Source organism: Curtobacterium sp. 9128 (assembly GCF_007673775.1).
Classification (GTDB): domain Bacteria; phylum Actinomycetota; class Actinomycetes; order Actinomycetales; family Microbacteriaceae; genus Curtobacterium.
In genome coordinates this window covers 610,685-623,967 of record NZ_VEAF01000002.1, presented here as the reverse complement: position 1 = coordinate 623,967, position 13,283 = coordinate 610,685, and the positions used below count along the sequence as shown (strand labels likewise).

At 72.3% G+C, this 13,283-nt stretch carries 13 protein-coding genes, 1 tRNA gene and 1 pseudogene; 6 read left to right on the top strand and 9 right to left on the bottom strand.

The window, feature by feature from the left end:
• Together FS641_RS06270 and FS641_RS06265 are read right to left on the bottom strand one after the other, a co-directional pair.
• Positions 1–228, bottom strand: a pseudogene (locus FS641_RS06270) (hypothetical protein); the annotation flags it as partial.
• A 218-nt stretch (positions 229–446) separates the two neighbouring features.
• A complete protein-coding gene (locus tag FS641_RS06265) occupies positions 447–1,556 on the bottom strand; it encodes an esterase family protein (RefSeq protein WP_144761464.1) in 1,110 nt (369 codons plus the stop codon).
• Positions 1,557–1,729: 173 nt separating this feature from the next.
• On the opposite strand from FS641_RS06265, the gene FS641_RS06260 reads away from it, so the two are divergent.
• Complete coding sequence (locus FS641_RS06260; RefSeq protein WP_144761461.1) at positions 1,730–3,127, top strand: NAD-dependent succinate-semialdehyde dehydrogenase; 1,398 nt, start codon at positions 1,730–1,732, stop codon at positions 3,125–3,127.
• Between the two features lie 137 nt (positions 3,128–3,264).
• On the opposite strand, the gene FS641_RS06255 is transcribed toward FS641_RS06260, so the two are convergent.
• The 3 genes from FS641_RS06255 to FS641_RS06245 all read right to left on the bottom strand — a co-directional run bounded on the left by FS641_RS06255 (position 3,265) and on the right by FS641_RS06245 (position 5,034).
• Positions 3,265–3,495, bottom strand: coding sequence for a hypothetical protein (locus tag FS641_RS06255; RefSeq protein ID WP_144761459.1), 231 nt, complete (start codon positions 3,493–3,495; stop codon positions 3,265–3,267).
• Complete coding sequence (locus FS641_RS06250) at positions 3,492–4,076, bottom strand: hypothetical protein (protein WP_144761456.1); 585 nt, start codon at positions 4,074–4,076, stop codon at positions 3,492–3,494. Before FS641_RS06250 ends, FS641_RS06255 begins: the two co-directional genes overlap by 4 nt.
• A 223-nt stretch (positions 4,077–4,299) precedes the next feature.
• Entirely contained in the window at positions 4,300–5,034 is a 735-nt protein-coding gene (locus tag FS641_RS06245) for an SDR family NAD(P)-dependent oxidoreductase (RefSeq protein WP_144761453.1), read from the bottom strand.
• A 76-nt stretch (positions 5,035–5,110) separates the two neighbouring features.
• Here FS641_RS06245 and FS641_RS06240 point away from each other — a divergent pair, with 76 nt between their 5' ends.
• On the top strand, positions 5,111–5,683 hold the full coding sequence (locus FS641_RS06240) for a TetR/AcrR family transcriptional regulator (protein ID WP_144761451.1): 573 nt from the start codon (positions 5,111–5,113) through the stop codon (positions 5,681–5,683).
• Positions 5,684–5,707: 24 nt separating this feature from the next.
• Positions 5,708–6,226 (top strand): GNAT family N-acetyltransferase, encoded by a 519-nt coding sequence (locus FS641_RS06235; protein ID WP_144761448.1) that lies wholly within the window; start codon positions 5,708–5,710, stop codon positions 6,224–6,226.
• A 10-nt stretch (positions 6,227–6,236) separates the two neighbouring features.
• Here the strand turns inward: FS641_RS06235 and FS641_RS06230 are convergent, their stop codons facing one another.
• Complete coding sequence (locus tag FS641_RS06230; RefSeq protein ID WP_144761445.1) at positions 6,237–7,703, bottom strand: NAD-dependent succinate-semialdehyde dehydrogenase; 1,467 nt, start codon at positions 7,701–7,703, stop codon at positions 6,237–6,239.
• Positions 7,700–9,055 (bottom strand): 4-aminobutyrate--2-oxoglutarate transaminase, encoded by a 1,356-nt coding sequence (gabT, locus tag FS641_RS06225; protein WP_144761443.1) that lies wholly within the window; start codon positions 9,053–9,055, stop codon positions 7,700–7,702. The genes FS641_RS06230 and gabT overlap by 4 nt, the downstream gene beginning before the upstream one ends.
• Before the next feature lie 91 nt (positions 9,056–9,146).
• On the opposite strand from gabT, the gene FS641_RS06220 reads away from it, so the two are divergent.
• Entirely contained in the window at positions 9,147–10,688 is a 1,542-nt protein-coding gene (locus FS641_RS06220) for a PucR family transcriptional regulator (RefSeq protein ID WP_144761440.1), read from the top strand.
• A gap of 10 nt (positions 10,689–10,698) precedes the next feature.
• On the opposite strand, the gene FS641_RS06215 is transcribed toward FS641_RS06220, so the two are convergent.
• Positions 10,699–11,685, bottom strand: a complete 987-nt coding sequence (locus FS641_RS06215; RefSeq protein WP_144761437.1) for an NAD(P)-dependent oxidoreductase — start codon at positions 11,683–11,685, stop codon at positions 10,699–10,701.
• 190 nt (positions 11,686–11,875) lie between these two features.
• Positions 11,876–11,962: transfer RNA gene (locus FS641_RS06210), tRNA-Leu, on the bottom strand.
• Between the two features lie 86 nt (positions 11,963–12,048).
• Here FS641_RS06210 and FS641_RS06205 point away from each other — a divergent pair.
• Both FS641_RS06205 and FS641_RS06200 read left to right on the top strand, forming a co-directional pair.
• Positions 12,049–12,726, top strand: coding sequence for a DUF3662 and FHA domain-containing protein (locus FS641_RS06205; RefSeq protein WP_144761434.1), 678 nt, complete (start codon positions 12,049–12,051; stop codon positions 12,724–12,726).
• Complete coding sequence (locus tag FS641_RS06200) at positions 12,723–13,277, top strand: FHA domain-containing protein (RefSeq protein WP_144761431.1); 555 nt, start codon at positions 12,723–12,725, stop codon at positions 13,275–13,277. Before FS641_RS06205 ends, FS641_RS06200 begins: the two co-directional genes overlap by 4 nt.
• Positions 13,278–13,283 lie beyond the last annotated feature (6 nt).

Below are 13,283 nucleotides of genomic sequence, written 5' to 3'. Positions count from 1 at the left end.
CAGGCTGGTGAGGGCGTCGGTGAAGCCCTTGTCCAGCGCGACGGAGGTGTTCCCACCGAGCACATCCGGCACGGATGCGACGGGGGCGGGGATCTTGGAGGAGGACGACGCGACGGTGTGCACGGTCGGCGTCGACGCGTTCGCAGCCGACACCCCGAACGCCGCGCCGCCCAGGACGAGGGCGCCGGTCGTGGCGAGGGTGATCGAGGTCTTCAGGGACTTACGCATGATGAACCGTTCCTTTGCTGTGTCGCGCTCGGCGCGGCGTGAATGATGACGCGCCGACCACACCCCCAGCACGCCGGTGACCCGGCACGGGAGTGGAGAACCAGCTGACTGCGGCTGGTGAGCGCCCCGGGTGTTTCCCGGACTGTGCAAGTGATTCGACACCCTCACCAGAACGGTTTGGACCGGTTCGCTGCCGTTACCGTTCCGTGACCTCCGGGTCAGGACGGCGACAGGTGGACCAGCGGGACGAGCCACGTCAGCCCGGCCGCGATCGCCGGAGCAGCGGTGCCCCAGCTGTGTCCGGCGCCGGGCAACACCCAGGTGGTGACGTGCATCCCGGCCGTGCGCGCCCGTTGCGCCTGCACCGGCATCACCGGCGCTGCCGAGTGGTCGTCCCCGCCCGCCGCGAAGAACGCGTTGGTCGCACGGTAGGGAGCGTGGGCAGCCATCAGGGCTGCCGGCTGCGCCTGGCGGAAGGCGGCGGCGTTGCCGGAGAACCCCTTCGCGATGGTCGTCGCGGTCGAGCCGAGGGTCGGACCGTCCTCGCCAGACACGTCGATGAGGTTGCCGAACCGTCCCGGGTCCCCCGCGCCGAGCTGGATCGCGCAGGTGCCGCCCTGGGAGAACCCCCCGACGGTCCACGCCGACGGGGCGGTCTGCACGCGCAGGTGGGACGTGATCCACGCCGGCACGTCGTCCTCGAGGTAGGTGCGGCTGTTCCCGAGCGGACCGTCGACGCACATCGGGTTGCCGGAGTCCGGCCCGAGCTGGTCGGGGACGACGACGATCGGTGCGAGGCCCTCGTGGAGCGTCGCCAGCGCGTCCATCGTCTCCTCGATGTGACCGGCGCTCGCGAGGTCCTCGGGCCCGGCGCCCTTGGACTGGCCGGACATGAGCACGACGACCGGCAGGGACGGGGGGTCAGCGGTGAGTGCCGCCGGTGGGAGCCAGAGCAGCGCGTCCCGTGCCCGGAAGTGCGATGTCGTCCCGGGGATGTCCACGCGCAACAGCCGGCCGGCCGTGGGCATGTCCGTCGGCGGCTTCCAGCTCGCGGCGAGGTCCACCGTCGCCGGCGCTGCCGACGTGCCGGGAGCCTCCTGGGCGGGGATGCCGTCTACGGAGGCCGACGGTCCCGTCGCCGTGGCGGAGGCGCTCGGCGCCGCGGCGGTCGCGGATGCGGTCGCCGACGGCGACGCATGTGCGGCGGTGGCTCCCGACCCCGCCGTGCGAAGCCACCAGATGCCCGAGGCGCCGAGATTCACGACGGTGAGCACCGACAGGACGACGACCAGGACGGTCAGGGCTCGGGTCGGGTGTGCTGGACGCATGGCAGTGCCGATCGTAGGGAGTACCCGCTCGGGACCGTCCCCCGGCACACCCCCAGAACCTGAGCGTTCTCGACGTTCGTCGGTGCGGCAGGATGGGGCGGACGGCTTCGACGAGGACCAGCCGGTGCTCGGTGCCGTGGAGCAGCTGACCGACGAACAGGGACAGGAGCACCGTGACCGAGACCCGCACCACCCAGGACACCACCGTCTACGCCGTCACCGACCCGGCGACCGGCGAGGTGCTCCGCACCTTCCCGACGATCACGGACGACGCGCTCCGATCGGCGATCACGACGGCCGACCGCACGCACGCGGAGTGGTCGCGCGGGACGACCGTCGCCGACCGCGCCGCCCTGCTGCACCGGGTCGCCGACCTCCACCGCGAGCGCCGCGAGGACCTCGCCGCCACGATCGTCCGCGAGATGGCGAAGCCGATCGACCAGGCCCTCGGCGAGGTCGACTTCTGTGCCGACATCTACGACCACCACGCCGCGCACGCCGGCGAGTTCCTGGTGGACGAGCCGATCACCCTGGCCGAGGGCTCCGCGGGCAGTGCGTTCATCCGCAAGGACTCGGTCGGCGTGCTGCTCGGGATCATGCCGTGGAACTTCCCCGCGTACCAGATCGCCCGGTTCGCCGGACCGAACCTGCTCATCGGCAACACCGTCCTGCTGAAGCACGCGCCGCAGTGCCCGGAGTCGGCCCTCGCCATCGAGGCCGTCTTCCGCGACGCCGGCTTCCCCGAGGGGGCGTACACGAACGTCTTCGCGACGAACGACCAGGCGGCCGACGTCATCGCGGACCCGCGCGTCCGCGGGGTCTCCGTGACCGGGTCCGCCCGAGCCGGGGCAGCCGTGGCCGAGGTCGCCGGCCGGAACCTGACCAAGGTCGTCCTCGAACTCGGCGGCTCCGACCCGTTCATCCTGCTCTCGACCGACGACCTCGACGCCGTGGTCGAGTCCGCCGTGGCCAGCCGGCTCGAGGGCAACGGCCAGGTCTGCAACGCCGCCAAGCGCTTCCTCGTCGTCGACCACCTGTACGACGACTTCCTCGCGGCGTTCACGACGGCGATGGCCGCCGTCGCGCCGACCGACCCGACGGTCCCGGGGGCCGAGCTCGGTCCGCTCTCGTCCACGGCCGCCGCCGACCGGCTCGAACAGCAGCTCGCCGCGGCGGTGGCCCAGGGAGCGACCGTCGTCACGGGCGGCGAGCGCTCCGGCAACGCGTTCACCCCGACCGTGCTCACCGGCGTCACGCGGCAGAACGACGCCTACCGCGAGGAGTTCTTCGGCCCCGTCGCCGTCGTGCACCGCGTCGCCGACGAGGACGACGCGATCCGTCTGGCGAACGACACCCCGTACGGCCTCGGGTCGTATCTCTTCACCACGGATCCGGAGCAGGCACTCCGCGTGGCCGACCGCATCGAGGCGGGCATGGTCTACGTCAACATCGTCGGCGCGGACAGCCCGGAGCTGCCCTTCGGCGGTGTGAAGGGCAGCGGGTTCGGTCGGGAGCTCGGCCGGCTGGGAGCCGACGAGTTCGTCAACAAGAAGCTGATCCGCATCGGCTGACCCTCGTGTCAGCGGCTGCTGCCGCTCCTGAGCGCCGGGACGACGAGTGCGCAGGCGGGCGCGTGTGCACCTGTCGCCGGGGCGCGCACACGCCGGACGGGAGGCGCGGTACCAGCTGGCACCGAGCCTCCCGTCCGTCAGCGTCGCTTCCGGCCGGACCGGACTGCGATCGTCCCGATCATGCCGACGATCGCCGCCGCGATCTCCAGCGCGGTCCCCGTAGCCATCGTGCGCTGCCACAGCTCGGACCCCTCAACCACTGCCGTCGACCAGGCGAGCAGGGCGAGTCCTGCTCCGAGCAGCAGCGCTGACGTCGTCAGGGCGACGAGCTGGATCAGCCGTCTCGAGGGCCCTCCCGGATGCCTCACTGCGACGCGCACCACGGAGGACCGACGACGAGCACGTGGAAACCGATACCCCGACCGTTCGCAGCGCAGTACGCGACCGCCGCAGTCCCGATCGTGAGGAGGGCCGCCGCGATGCCTCCGGCTGCACCCCCCACCCCGGTCGCAGCGGTGATGATGCCGACGAGAGCAGCGACGCCCGCCCCTCCCCCGAGTGCGGCAACGATACGGTTCGCGTTGCATGAATCGAGGTAGAGGTTGGCCTGCAAGCCGGTGATGTCCGCCGAGTTCCGTCCTGAACACGCTCGGACGTCTCCCGCCAACCCGCGGAGTTCATCGACCGCGCGCTGCGGGATCACGACGTTCGTTGCAGAACCACCCGCTGCGACGTACCCCGCCGCGAACTCGTCGATGTCCTGCTGCGTCGCGCCGGCTGCGATCGCAGCGGCGCCGTCGAAGGTCTTGGTCGACTGGTCCACACCGGCCAACACGTGTTCGACGACTTCCTGTCCGGACGTCGAGTTCGTCGAGACGACCTCGCCGGCATTCGCTGGCGCTGCCGCCAGAACGAGACTCGTCGCCAGAACGACGGCCGAGACCGACATCACCCATTTCTTGCGCATTGGTGTTTCCCCTCGAGTGCTGCTCCGCCTCGTTGCGGAGTACGTCGAAAGTAGTGATACATTACACTTCGGTCAAGGGGCATCCTGCGCGCCGGAACGACGAGTGCGCAGGCGGGCGCGTGTGCACCTGTCGCCGGGGCGCGCACGCGCCGGACGGGAGGCGCGGCGCAAGCTGGCACCGCGCCTCCCGTCCGTCAGGGTCCGGTCAGACCGCGATCCGGCCACCGTCGACCGGCAGCACCGCGCCGTGCACGAAGGAGGCCGCGTCGGTCGCGAGGAACACGATCGCCTCGGCGACCTCGCCGGCGGTCCCCGGCCGGCCCGCCGGGCCGCCGGCGGCGAGCTGGTCGAGCGCCTCGCCCATCGCGGCGGTGCCCTCGGTGCGGGTCGGGCCGGGGCTCACGGCGTTGACGCGGACACCCGAAGGGCCGAACTCCGCCGCCCACGACTTCGTGAGCAGGACGAGTGCGGCCTTGCTCGAGCCGTAGAGGCCCATGCCGGCGGCACCGAACTCGGCGACCATCGTCGTGACGTTGACGATCGCGCCCTCGCCGCGCTCCGCCATCCCCGGTGCGAGCGCCGCGACGAGGAAGTATGGCGCCTTGACGTTGATCGCGACGACCTCGTCGAAGCCCTCGGCGGTGGTGTCCGCGGTCGGGCCGAACGGGAAGATCCCCGCGCTGTTGACGAGGACGTCGATGCGGCCACCGGCGACCTCGAGGGCGCGGGCTGCGAGGTCCTGGGCACCCGCGGCGTCGCGGAGGTCGGCCGGCAGGAAGTCGGCCGTGCCGCCTGCGGCGCGGATGCCCTGGACGACCTCGTCGCCACGGCCGGCGTCACGCCCGGAGACGAGGACGTGCACGCCACGGGCGCCGAGGCGCTCCGCCGTTGCGCGGCCGATGCCGCTGGTGGCGCCGGTGATGAGAGCGGTCGTGGTCATGTCGTCGTCCTATCTGAACAGATCTGTTCGGTTTTGGTGCTGGTAACTGTACCGACCTGTCCGGTAATGTCAAACCATGCCCGCAAGCAGCCCGATCCGCCCCCGCCGACGCCCCGCCTACGAACGCGCCGTCGCCACCGCGGACCGGCTGTTCTACGAGCAGGGCATCCACGCCGTCGGCGTCGACCAGGTCGCGAACGAGGCCGACATCTCCAAGGCGAGCCTCTACACGCACTTCCGGACGAAGGACGAGCTCGTCATCGGCTACCTGCGCGGTCGGAGCACCGCGTGGCAGGAGCACGTCGCCGCCGAGCTCCCGAACCGGGGCGCCACTGCTCGCGACCGCGTGCTCGCCGTGTTCGACCTGCTCGGCGAGTGGTTCGTCGCGCCGGGGTACCGCGGCTGCCCCTTCATCAACGTCGAGGCCGAGTACGGCGCCGGCCACCCCACGCACGAGGTCACGCTGGCGCACCGGGACTGGGTCCGCGGCCTGTTCGAGTCGCTCCTGACCGAGGCCGGTGTCGACGACCCGGCCGGCACCGCACTGCAGCTGTGCCTGCTCTACGACGGCTCGATGGCGAGCGCCCAGGCCGATCCCGCTCGGCCATGGGCGTCGGCAGCACGATCGGCAGCCGCCCGCCTCGTCTGACCCCTGCTCTGGCAGACTGCGGTCATGCAGGGGTACACCGTCCGTCCGATCCGCGCCGACGAGTGGGAGCGCGTCCGTGACCTCCGTGTGCGCGCGGTCGCCGACCCGGTCGCGGCGATGGCCTTCGTCGACACCGTCGAACAGACGGCGGCACACGGTGACGCGTTCTGGCGCGGCCGGGCCGCCGGTGGCGCCGTGGACTCCGCGACCGCGCGTCAGGTCGTCGCCGAGGACGCCTCCGGTACCTGGGTCGGCAGCGCCACGGGGCTCCGCGAGCACCTCGGCGACCAGGACTACGAGGGCCGCGAGGTCCCCGTCGACGGCTGCGCGGTCGTGGGGGTCTACGTCGCGCCGGAGGCTCGGGGCAGCGGGACGCTCGGCGCCCTCCTCGACGCGCTCGGGGAGTGGGGCGGACCGCTGCGCCTGTCGGTGCACACCGGCAACGCGCGGGCGGTGCGGGCGTACGAGAAGGTCGGCTTCACCCCGTTCGGCGAGCCCTACGCGGGGTCGCTCGGGCCGACGCAGGAGATGCGCCGGCCCTGACGCCCGTCGCCTACGACCGCCGGAAGGGGTCCGGCGTCAGCGTGTACATCGTCTCGAGGTACTCGTGGATGCCCTCGGCACCGCCCTCGCGACCCATGCCGGACTGCTTCACGCCGCCGAACGGAGCCGACGCGTTCGACACCACGCCGGTGTTGAGTCCGAGCATCCCGGTCTCGAGCCGCTCCATCAGCCGCTGCCCGCGGGCCGGGTCCTCGGTGAAGGCGTAGGCCACGAGCCCGAACTCGGTGTCGTTCGCGCGCGCGACCGCCTCGTCCTCGGTCGCGAAGGTCGCGATCGCGAGCACCGGGCCGAAGATCTCCTCGTCGAGGATCGCGCTGCCGGGCTGCACGTCGGTGAGCACGGTCGGCGCGTAGAACGTCCCTGGGCCGTCGATCGGGTGCCCCCCGGTGCGGACGACGGCGCCACGGCCCACGGCCTCGGTGACGAGGCGGTCGGCCTTCGCGACCGCGCGGTCGTCGATGAGCGGACCGATCGCGACACCCTCCTGGGTCCCCGGGCCGACGGTCATCGCCGAGACCCGCTCGGTGAGCCGGTCGGCGAAGGCCTCGGCGACGTCCTCGTGCACGAGGAACCGGTTCGCGGCGGTGCACGCCTGGCCGGTGTTGCGGAACTTCGCGGCGAGCGCCCCCTCGACGGCCTCGTCCAGGTCGGCGTCGGCGAACACGAGGAACGGGGCGTTGCCGCCGAGCTCCATGCTCGTCCGCAGGACGTTGCCAGCGGCCTGGGCGAGGAGCTTCCGGCCGACGGGCGTCGAGCCCGTGAAGGACAGCTTCCGGAGGCGCGGGTCGGCGATCACGGGCTCGGACACCGCGCCGGCGTCGATCGTCGGGACGACGTTCACGACACCGTCCGGCACGCCGACCTCGCGGAGCAGGTCGACGAACAGCAGGGTCGTCAGCGGGGTGAGCTCGGCGGGCTTCACGACGACGGTGCAGCCCGCGGCGAGCGCCGGTGCGATCTTCCTCGTCGCCATCGCGAGCGGGAAGTTCCACGGGGTGATCAGGTAGGCGGGGCCGACGGGCCGGTGCGACACGATCGTCCGGCCGGTGCCCTCGGGGTTCGAGCCGTACGAGCCGCCGATGCGGACGGCCTCCTCGGAGAACCACCGGAGGAACTCGCCGCCGTAGGTGACCTCGCCGTTCGCCTCGGCGAGGGGCTTGCCCATCTCCAGGGACATCAGCAGGGCGACGTCGTCGCGGCGCTCCTGGAGCAGGTCGAACGCCGCACGCAGGAGTTCGGCGCGCTTCCGGGGCGCGGTCGCGGCCCATCCGGCGCGGGCGCGGTCCGCGGCGTCGAGCGCGCGGATGCCGTCCTCCGCGGTGGCGCTGGCCACCCGGGCGAGTACGTCCCCGGTCGCCGGGTCGTGCACGGCGAAGGTGCCCCCGTCGGAGGAGTCCTGCCAGACGCCGTCGATGAAGAGGCCGGTGGGGATGCGGGAGAGCAGGTCGTGGGTCATGCGGATGCCAGTCCTTCCAGGACGACGCCGACACCCTCGGCGAGGAGCGCGTCGTCGATGGCGAGCGGGGGGAGGAAGCGGACGACGTTGCCGGACGTGCCGGCCGTCAGCGCGATCACGCCGTGTTCGAACGCGTACCGGACGACACGTCCGGTGAGTCCGCGGTCGGGGTCGCCGGTCGCCGGGTCGACGAGCTCCATGGCGATCATGGCGCCGCGTCCGCGGACGTCGCCGATCCGCGGGTCCTGCCGCTGCGCCGTGTGCAGGGCGTCGAGCAGGATCCGCTCGATCTCCCGGGCACGGTCGACGAGTCCGTCGTGCTCGAACGCGTCGATCGCGGCGAGCGCTGCGGCACAGGCGATCGGGTTGCCGCCGTACGTCCCGCCGAGGCCGCCGGCGTGCGGGGAGTCCATGATCTCCGCGCGTCCGGTCACGGCGGAGAGCGGCAGACCCCCGGCGATGCCCTTCGCCGTGGTGACGATGTCCGGGACGACGCCCTCGTGCTCGCTCGCGAACATCGCACCCGTGCGGGCGAACCCGGTCTGCACCTCGTCCGCGATGAACACGATGCCGTTCGCGTGGGCCCAGTCGGCGAGCGCCGGCAGGAAGCCCTCGGCCGGGACGACGAAGCCGCCCTCTCCCTGGATCGGCTCGATGAGCAGTGCTGCGGTGTTCTCCGCGCCGATCTGCTGCTCGATCTGGGTCACGGCCCGCTGCGCCGCCTCGGCGCCGGTCAGGCCGTCGTGGAACGGGTACGACGTCGGGACGCGGTACACCTCCGGGGCGAAGGGGCCGAAGCCGCTCTTGTACGGCATGGTCTTCGCGGTGAGCGCCATCGTCAGGTTCGTCCGGCCGTGGTACGCATGGTCGAACACGACGACGGCCTGCCGACCAGTGTGCTTGCGGGCGATCTTCACGGCGTTCTCGACGGCCTCCGCGCCGGAGTTGAACAGCGCGGTCCGCTTCTCGTGGTCGCCGGGCGTCAGGCGGTTGAGCGCCTCCGCCACCTCGACGTAGCCGTCGTAGGCCGCGATCGTGAAGCACGTGTGGGTGAACGCCTGCACCTGGGCGGTGACCGCGGCGGCGACCCCGGGGTGGGCGTTCCCGACGCTGGTCACGGCGATGCCGGAGCCGAGGTCGATGAGCGAGTTGCCGTCTGCGTCGACGACGACGCCGCCACCGGCCGCGACGACCGCGATCGGCACGGCCACCCCGACGCCCGCCGGCACCGCGGCGGCCTTCCGGGCGAGGAGCTCCTGGGAACGGGGCCCGGGAACGGCGGTGACCAGGCGGCGCTCCTGCGGGAGGCCGGGGCCACCGATCGTGGTCGGTGCGGACGCGGTGGAGGTCATGGCCCGATGGTAGGAGCCGCACCGGCGGCCGGCACCGTCCACCGTGGCCAGTTCTGGCCGCCCTGATGGACGTCGTGGCTACCCTGGCTCCATGCCGGCCACCCTGCGCTCCCTCCTCGACGACCACGCGCTCGGGCTCCGGATGCTGACCGACGCCGACACCGACGTACCGATCAGCTGGGTGCACAGCTCCGACCTCGCCGACCCGACCCCGTTCCTCTCCCCCGGCCAGGCGCTCCTGACGACCGGGACGCAGTTCGGCGAGCGCCCCGAGGTCGACGCGGAGGACGCCGACGCCTACGTCGCCCGGCTGCGGTCACGCGGGGTCGTCGCGCTCGGCTTCGGCACGCAGGTCGTCCGTGCCGGCACCCCGGGAGTCCTCGTCGACGCCTGTCGACACCACGGCCTGCCGCTGTTCGAGGTGCCGTACGCGACCTCCTTCATCGCGGTCGCCCAGGCGAACGCCGAGACGGTGACGCGGGACGCCAACGCGCGGAACGCCTGGGGCCTGGCAGCGCAGCGCGCCATCTCCCGCGCTGCGCTCCGACCCGACGGACTCGGTGCGACGCTCGCCGAGCTCTCCCGACAGCTCGACTGCTGGGTGGGCCTGCTCGACGCGACGGGGCGCCTCGACCGCGGGTTCCCGGTCGACGGGATCCCGGCCGCCGAACGCGAGCAGCTCGAGGCCGAGGCGGGTCGTCTGCTCCGCGGTGGCCAGCGGGCGAGCCTGCCGGTGAGCACCGCCCACGGGGGTTTCACCCTGCAGACACTCGGGGCGGGCGGGCACCTCGACGGCGTCCTCGCGATCGCGACCGGTGCGCTCGACCGGGCCGGGCGCGAGGTCGTCACGGCCGTCATCGCCCTCGCCGGCGTCGCCCTGCAGCAGAACCGTGCGCTCGCCAGGGCCCGCGGGCTGCTCCGCACCGGACTCCTGACCGTGCTCTCGGCGGGCGACCCCGGGTTGGTCGACCGCACGTCCCGCCGACTCTGGGGACCACTGCCCGTCGAGCCCGTCCGCGTCGCCGCGGTCGACATCCCCGCCGCACAGCTCGACACCGTCGTGGACCTCCTCGAGCTGTGGGTGCAGGAGACGCCGGGGCAGCTCTTCTTCGCCGTCGACGACGACACGCTCGTGCTGTGCGTGCCGGAGGGCGCAACAGGACCCGTGGAGCGGCTGACCGAGCGGTACGGCCTCCACACCGGACTCTCCGACGTCGCCGACTGGGCCGCGTTCGACCGCGCACGCGCCGAGGCGCTGGACGCGCTCGACCGGAGCCGGGCTGGCGGCTCCGGGGTCGTCCGGTTCGACGACCTCACCCGCGGCGGGGTCATCGCCCACCTCGCGAACGGCGACACCGCGACGATCGCGCGGGCGTTCCTCGCACCCGTCGTCGAACACGATGCCCGCACCGGCGCACAGCTGACCGCGACGCTGCGGACCTGGCTGGAGCAGGACTGCGAGTACGACCGTGCCGCCCGGGTGCTCGGCGTGCACCGACACACCGTCCGCGCACGGATCGAGCACGCCGCCCGGATCCTGGACCGCGACCTCGCCCGGTTCGCCACCCGGGCGGACGTCTGGGCGGCGTTCTCAGCGCTGTCCGGAGGCGACCCGCCGCACCCCGAGCGGTGACGCGGTCACCTCAGTCGCCCACGAACGGCCGCGCCACGTCGAGCTCGCCGTGGTCGACGAGCCAGCGCACCGCTTCCGTCACCGTCTCGCCGGCGGTGTACCGCGGGGCGTAGCCGAGCAGCCGTCGTGCCTTCGCGATGCTGAAGACCTGACTCCGCCAGAGGTGGTCCCAGCTCGTCGCCGCCGCGTCCTCGTCGGTGGACGCGCGGAACCGCTCCCAGGAGACGGGCTCGAGCCGGGCCTGCTGCCCGAACCACGACGCCGCGAGCGCCGCGTACCCACGCACGGTCAGCGCGTCCAGTGCCACGACCGAGAAGTCCTCGCCGGCAGCGGCGTCCCGGTGCGCGACGGCGAGCTCGAACGCCTGCGCCACGTCGTCGGCGTGCACGTGGTGCATCGTCTCCGCGCCGATGCCAGGGACCTCGAGCGGCTCCGCCGCGGACAGGCGCCGCCACACCGACGGGTCGAGGTTGCCGAGCGGTCCGATCGGCGCCCAGCCCGGACCGCTGATGTGTCCCGGGTGCAGACTTGTCGTCACGACACCACCATCGGCGGTTTCCTGCTTGAGCATCCGCGCGATGCGGTCCTTCTCGATGCCGTAGGTGCCCGTCGGCGGCGTCATCGTCTCCTCGGTGATCGGCAGCAGCGTGCTCGGGCCTGCTCGCCACACCGATCCGCAGTGGACCAGGTGCACGTCGGTCCCGCGGAGGCGCTCGACCAACGCCGCCGCCGAGTCGAGCGTGAAGCACACGAGGTCGACCACCACGTCCGGCCGCAGCGCCGCGATCCGGTCCGGGAAGGTGCCGTCGCGGTCCTCCTGCTCGCGGTCCGCCGTCACCTGCTCGACCTGCTGCCACTCCGGCGCGTCGACGTAGGCCCGACGCCGGCCCCGGCTGACGGTCACGACGTCGTGACCGGCGCGCACCAGGCGCGGGATCAGGAACGTGCCGATGTGTCCGCTGCCGCCGATGACGACGACGCGCTGTCCGTTGCTCATGGCGGTCACGGTAGGCCGTCGGCTCGCCATGGTGACCAGGTGACGGACGGGAGGCTCGGTTCGCCGCCGCCACGCGCCTCCAGTCCGGGGGTGGTCGCCGAGACGACGAAGGCCCCCGATCTCTCGATCGGGGGCCTTCGATGTCCGCCTGTTTCCGGATCCATCTCTGGATCTGGTCCCAGGCGGGCCCTGGTGCGCGAGGGGGGACTTGAACCCCCACGCCGTTTCCAGCACACGGACCTGAACCGTGCGCGTCTACCAATTCCGCCACTCGCGCCAGCCCTGGAACACTACCATGCACAGAGCCCCTCAACCGCCACCGACTACCATGCAGGGGTCAACGACCGAGAACGTGGGAGACCCATGGGACTGCTGGACAGCTTCGAGCGGGGGCTGGAGCGCGCCGTCAACGGCACGTTCGCGAAGACCTTCCGCTCCGGTGTGCAGCCGGTCGAGATCTCGAGCGCCCTGCGCCGCGAGCTCGACACCCGGGCCGCCGTCGTCTCCCGCGACCGCATCCTCGTGCCGAACGAGTTCACCGTGCGGCTCGCCCCGCCGGACTTCACGCGCATGAACGACGTGGGTCGGCCCCTCGTCGACGAACTGACGCAGATGGTGCAGCAGCACGCGGTGGCGCAGAACTACTCGTTCTCCGGGCCGGTGACGATCCGTCTGCAGCAGGACGGCACGCTGTCGACCGGGATCCTGCAGATCGACGCGACCACCGTGCAGCGCGACGTCGCCTGGGTCGCCGTCCTCGACATCGGTTCGCAGCGGCACCACCTGCAGCGTGGGCGGACGGTCATCGGCCGCGGTACGGACGCGGACATCACCGTCGCGGACACCGGGACGAGCCGGAAGCACGTCGAGATCATCTGGGACGGCAAGCACGCGCAGGCCAACGACCTCGGCTCCACGAACGGTTCGAAGCTCAACGGCGAACGCTTCCAGCAGGCCATCGTCGAGCCGGACTCGACCATCGAGATAGGTCGTACCCGTATGGTGTTCCGGGTGATCCCGGAGACAGGAGGTGCGCGATGACCACAGGACTGACCCTGCTCGTCCTGCGTTTCGCGTTCCTCGCGGTGCTGTGGCTGTTCGTCTTCGTCATCGTGTTCGCGCTCCGGAGCGACCTCTTCGGCCAGCGCGTCCGCACCATCCCCACCGACCCCAAGGGCGGCCCCTCCGGCCCGACGACGCCGACGATCCCGGCATCGGCCCCGCCGGCGGGTGGCGCCGGCGCGTTCACCGACGTCATCAGCCCGGCACCGTCCGGTGGCTCCCAGCAGCCCGCGGCGGACGTCGCCACCCGACTCGTCATCACCGAGGGCGCACGCGAGGGCATGGAGATGCCGCTCGGCCGCGGCCCCATCACCATCGGACGCTCCAGTGAGAGCAACGTCGTGATCCGCGACGACTACACGTCCACCAACCACGCCCGGCTCGAGCTGCAGCCGTCGGGATGGGTCGTCATCGACCTCGACTCCACGAACGGCACCTTCGTCAACGGTCAGAAGGTGAGCGCCCCCGTGACCGTCGCGGAGCGCACGCCGATCACGATCGGGACGACGACGTTCGAGCTGCGGCGGTAACCCGGA

Coding starts and splice junctions, on each gene's coding strand:
- FS641_RS06265 (WP_144761464.1), bottom strand. CDS start 1,556: ATGCGTCCAGCACACCCGACCCGAGCCCTGACCGTCCTGGTCGTCGTC.
- FS641_RS06250 (WP_144761456.1), bottom strand. CDS start 4,076: ATGTCGGTCTCGGCCGTCGTTCTGGCGACGAGTCTCGTTCTGGCGGCA.
- FS641_RS06245 (WP_144761453.1), bottom strand. CDS start 5,034: ATGACCACGACCGCTCTCATCACCGGCGCCACCAGCGGCATCGGCCGC.
- FS641_RS06240 (WP_144761451.1), top strand. CDS start 5,111: ATGCCCGCAAGCAGCCCGATCCGCCCCCGCCGACGCCCCGCCTACGAA.
- FS641_RS06235 (WP_144761448.1), top strand. CDS start 5,708: ATGCAGGGGTACACCGTCCGTCCGATCCGCGCCGACGAGTGGGAGCGC.
- FS641_RS06230 (WP_144761445.1), bottom strand. CDS start 7,703: ATGACCCACGACCTGCTCTCCCGCATCCCCACCGGCCTCTTCATCGAC.
- gabT (WP_144761443.1), bottom strand. CDS start 9,055: ATGACCTCCACCGCGTCCGCACCGACCACGATCGGTGGCCCCGGCCTC.
- FS641_RS06220 (WP_144761440.1), top strand. CDS start 9,147: ATGCCGGCCACCCTGCGCTCCCTCCTCGACGACCACGCGCTCGGGCTC.
- FS641_RS06215 (WP_144761437.1), bottom strand. CDS start 11,685: ATGAGCAACGGACAGCGCGTCGTCGTCATCGGCGGCAGCGGACACATC.
- FS641_RS06205 (WP_144761434.1), top strand. CDS start 12,049: ATGGGACTGCTGGACAGCTTCGAGCGGGGGCTGGAGCGCGCCGTCAAC.
- FS641_RS06200 (WP_144761431.1), top strand. CDS start 12,723: ATGACCACAGGACTGACCCTGCTCGTCCTGCGTTTCGCGTTCCTCGCG.